Origin of the sequence: Sinorhizobium psoraleae, from assembly GCF_013283645.1 — a bacterium.
Classification (GTDB): domain Bacteria; phylum Pseudomonadota; class Alphaproteobacteria; order Rhizobiales; family Rhizobiaceae; genus Sinorhizobium; species Sinorhizobium psoraleae.
This window is the reverse complement of sequence record NZ_JABEKV010000042.1, coordinates 1-3,318: the sequence shown is the minus strand read 5'-3', so window position 1 is coordinate 3,318 and position 3,318 is coordinate 1. Positions and strand designations below refer to the sequence as shown.

5 protein-coding genes are annotated in these 3,318 nt (G+C 57.1%); 3 read left to right on the top strand and 2 right to left on the bottom strand.

Annotation, left to right across the window (positions count from 1 at the left end; genetic code table 11):
- From ILFOPFJJ_RS34420 to ILFOPFJJ_RS34410, 3 genes are all read left to right on the top strand, one after another.
- Positions 1 to 327 (top strand): ATP-binding domain-containing protein (locus tag ILFOPFJJ_RS34420; RefSeq protein WP_173514847.1); only part of this gene is annotated, 327 nt, incomplete at its 5' end.
- Positions 328 to 563: 236 nt separating this feature from the next.
- Positions 564 to 1,127: a hypothetical protein gene (locus ILFOPFJJ_RS34415; protein WP_173514846.1), complete on the top strand. Its 564-nt coding sequence runs from the start codon at positions 564 to 566 to the stop codon at positions 1,125 to 1,127.
- A 23-nt stretch (positions 1,128 to 1,150) separates the two neighbouring features.
- The gene (locus tag ILFOPFJJ_RS34410; RefSeq protein ID WP_173514845.1) at positions 1,151 to 1,630 is read left to right on the top strand and encodes a hypothetical protein; all 480 of its coding nucleotides are present in this window, start codon (positions 1,151 to 1,153) and stop codon (positions 1,628 to 1,630) included.
- On the opposite strand, the gene ILFOPFJJ_RS36730 is transcribed toward ILFOPFJJ_RS34410, so the two are convergent.
- Positions 1,615 to 2,316 (bottom strand): alpha/beta fold hydrolase, encoded by a 702-nt coding sequence (locus ILFOPFJJ_RS36730; protein ID WP_376741499.1) that lies wholly within the window; start codon positions 2,314 to 2,316, stop codon positions 1,615 to 1,617. The two genes, ILFOPFJJ_RS34410 and ILFOPFJJ_RS36730, sit on opposite strands and share 16 nt — an antisense overlap.
- 46 nt (positions 2,317 to 2,362) lie before the next feature.
- On the bottom strand, positions 2,363 to 3,004 hold the full coding sequence (locus tag ILFOPFJJ_RS34400; protein WP_282438733.1) for an isochorismatase family protein: 642 nt from the start codon (positions 3,002 to 3,004) through the stop codon (positions 2,363 to 2,365).
- Positions 3,005 to 3,318 lie beyond the last annotated feature (314 nt).

The window sequence follows — 3,318 nt, the reverse complement described above, 5'->3', positions numbered from 1 at the left end:
CTCGGCGTCGTAATGAAACCTCACCAGAAGGGTGCCTGGGTGAAGTTCGACGACGGCGCTGAAGATGTGGTCACGACCGCCGACCTTGAGAAGCTCACCCATGGCTGGGCGATCAGCGTTCACAAGGCGCAAGGGTCGGCATTCAAGCGGGTGATCATTCCCGTGGTCCGATCCAAGCTTCTGGACCGCACCATGCTCTATACGGCCATCAGTCGGGGCGTCGAGACCGTGGTGCTCGTCGGCGATATCGATCACATCAACGAGGTTGTCTCCGCTTCTCCTAAATCCTTGGATCGCGAGCACGGCTTGCAGTTCGACGGCATTTAATTGACGTCTGAGCGGCCATCGACCAGGCTTGGAATCGCTGAGCCAGTTCCACGGCCGAAGAGACTGGAAAATCACGATGCACCTCCGACTTGATCCGTTTCTCGAAGTGCCTGATGCCGAACGGGTCTTGAATGTGCTCCAGAAGTTGAACGCCTGCGGGCTGGATTACGCTGTGACAGGCGGGATGGCGTTGGAACCGGCTCTTGGTTCGGAAACCGGGCGTCGGCGGCCGTTCAATGACATCGACCTTGTTGTCTCCGGATTCGATTACATTGCCATCCGCTCTCGCGTCGGCATTCCTGATCAGCCATGCGCATCCGCATCGGCCGACAGGGAAGCTGGCCATTCAGCTTGTGGAGCCGGAGCAGCGGGTACGGATCGACGTGTTTAGCGCCTGTGGCGCTACGCTGGAGCGGATCAGCCCCGCAATGATCGGCGATCTGCCGATCAAAGTGGTTGCTGTCGAAGACCTTGCCTGTCGCATTGCATCGGAAATGATGTGCTTTAGCAGGGGCGATTCAGTTTCACCGAAATGTGCTGACGATCATGCCCGCGCGAGGCAGATCGTTGATATGAATCGCGTCGAAAAAGCTTGGCGGGATCAGCGCCGGGAGATTGATCCTCTGACGTACGCTGAAGCGTCCGTTCAAATTGATGAGGCTCTAAAAAGCAGCAGCGGAAGGTTGGTGAAGTCAGCCTACTCGACGGATACCGAAGCTGTCTGTCCGCATTGTCACGACTCAGATCGGTTCCGAGTGACGGCCCCCAGAGTCATCCTTTCGGTATTAGGCTATTGCTAACTCGGCATAAGGGGGCATCCGCTATGTACACATTGAAGCCTGGCATAAAGAAGGACCCCGTGCGCCGCTGGGCTCTGCCTGACCGCATCTTCTTCGGAAATGGCGCATGTGCCATTCTCGCCGGAGTGTTTTTGAAGGAGGCACCCCTTCCTGGATTTTATGCCGAGCGCATCATCCCCGGCGAAGGCTTCGCCGGAAACCATATCTTCGTGACCGATGGCGTAATTGCTTTCGACCACCACGGCTACTCGCTGCGGAACCGACTGCTGACCTACCACACGAACGGATGGGCGAACCGATCTCCGGAAGGATGGAATTGCCGCCTCGAACGTGTCAGCTTCAATCTGCTCGATAGACGCGATCTCAATGACAACAAGATGCTTGGGCCAGATCAGTATCTCCACGACCCAATAGCTCGGGCGAAGACATACCTTAACCGCGTGAACCACGTTGAAGCGAGCGCACGAGCACGCGCCAAGCAACTCACTCACATCGCTATCTGATCTATCAATTGACGGATTATCGAATTTAGCGCCTCCGGTCGTTCCATCGGCACATAGTGCCCGCATTCGGGGACGACATGCAGACAACCGTTCTGGGCTAGATCGGCTTGCTTGGAGCTGGTCGCCAATCCAGGCAGGACGTCGTCTGCACCCGTGACCACGTGCACTGGGCCCGGAAATGTCGAAAGGACATCATCTCGGCTTTGGCGGGTGTGAAATGCCTGAACGCCTCGCGTCACATCGTCAAGCGGCTGGCGCATGAGGATGCGCTCCGCTTCAGCGATGATCGCGGGGGAAGCCGTTGTCGAAAAGGCGGGCTCCCACCATTCGCGCCACGCAACCTCTAGCCCCTGCTTCCGAAGGGTTTGGACGGCCATTGCGTGGAACGCCGGGTCTAGCCGTCGCGCAGCCTTTGTCCCTATAAGGACTAATCCCGCAACCCGCTCCGGGGCGAGCGCCGCAACCTCCAAAGCACATGAGCCACCAACTGAGCAACCTACGACGATGACTTGGTTGCCTCTGGGGAGTTTTAGTGCTTCCGCAGCCCAATCCTCCACGCGATCACCGAAACCATAAAGCGTCGGCGCATATGTCGCCCTTGGCAGGAGGTCGAGTTGGTTGGCCCACATCGATCCATCCAAGGGCAGCGCATGGAGTAGTAGGAGTTCCAGATTCTTTCCAGACATTGACAGAGAAGCCCTAAGCAGCCGTCGAAGTGGCACCCATCCCGTTTTATGCAGACAAGAGGCTGACAGCTTCATCTGTCGGCCGAACATCGCCAAAGCTCCGATAGATATTGTGGAGTGCTGCGTTGTGGTCCTGGTCTCGCCTGGCGGCCGTCCCGTCAGCTATGAAAATTACCCGGAAGCCGCTGGCACAGGCGTCTCGGGCCGAGGACTCACAGCAGATGTTCGTCAAGGTTCCGGTGATCAGGACTGTATCGATGCCGCGAGCGCGAAGAACTGATGGCAAGTCAGAAGAGCCAGGGAAAAACGCGCTATAGGCGGTCTTCTCGAAATACAGGTCTTCCGCTTGCGGAGATAGGCCAGCCCACACTCTCTCCGATATCGGGCCAGCCCCGCCCGACGTCCTAAATATCTCCGCTACCTCTTCGCCAAAGAATTCCCGTGTGAGGTCGGGATGAGGTTGATCGGAACCCGGAACAACCCACGCAATAGTGCCACCAGAGGTGCGAAGGGCGTCTGCGAGACGAATGATGTTGGGCAGTATACCTCTGCAGTAGCCGCTTTCCTCGACGAAAAACGGGACCATATCGATCACGATCAGAGCCGTTCGGCGGGGGTCGACAGATTCATATGCATGTCGTCGCCCACGTCTCTGCTCCTGCCGTTCATACTCACGCTGCTCGACCATCCAATTGTGGAGTTTGGGGCGTGGGCCGGAAACATTCGGTTTAATTGCGTTGCCCTGATCAGAATCCATCTCGGCGAATCCTAGTGCGATGGAACGATGATCATCGGCCGTTGCATCAGCGTCAATGGCTCACACCAAGACGTCCCAAAAGCAACAGAACGGTCTTTTGGGCCCAGCTACAGGGACTTTCCTGTTGCAAATCTTCCAGGTCTCTAAAGCAACAAACGGCCCGAATTAGGCATAGCAACGGGCCGCTGCAGCGATGATTCCCTAGACCGCCTGCGATACATAACTTTCGACTCACTCACTCACCC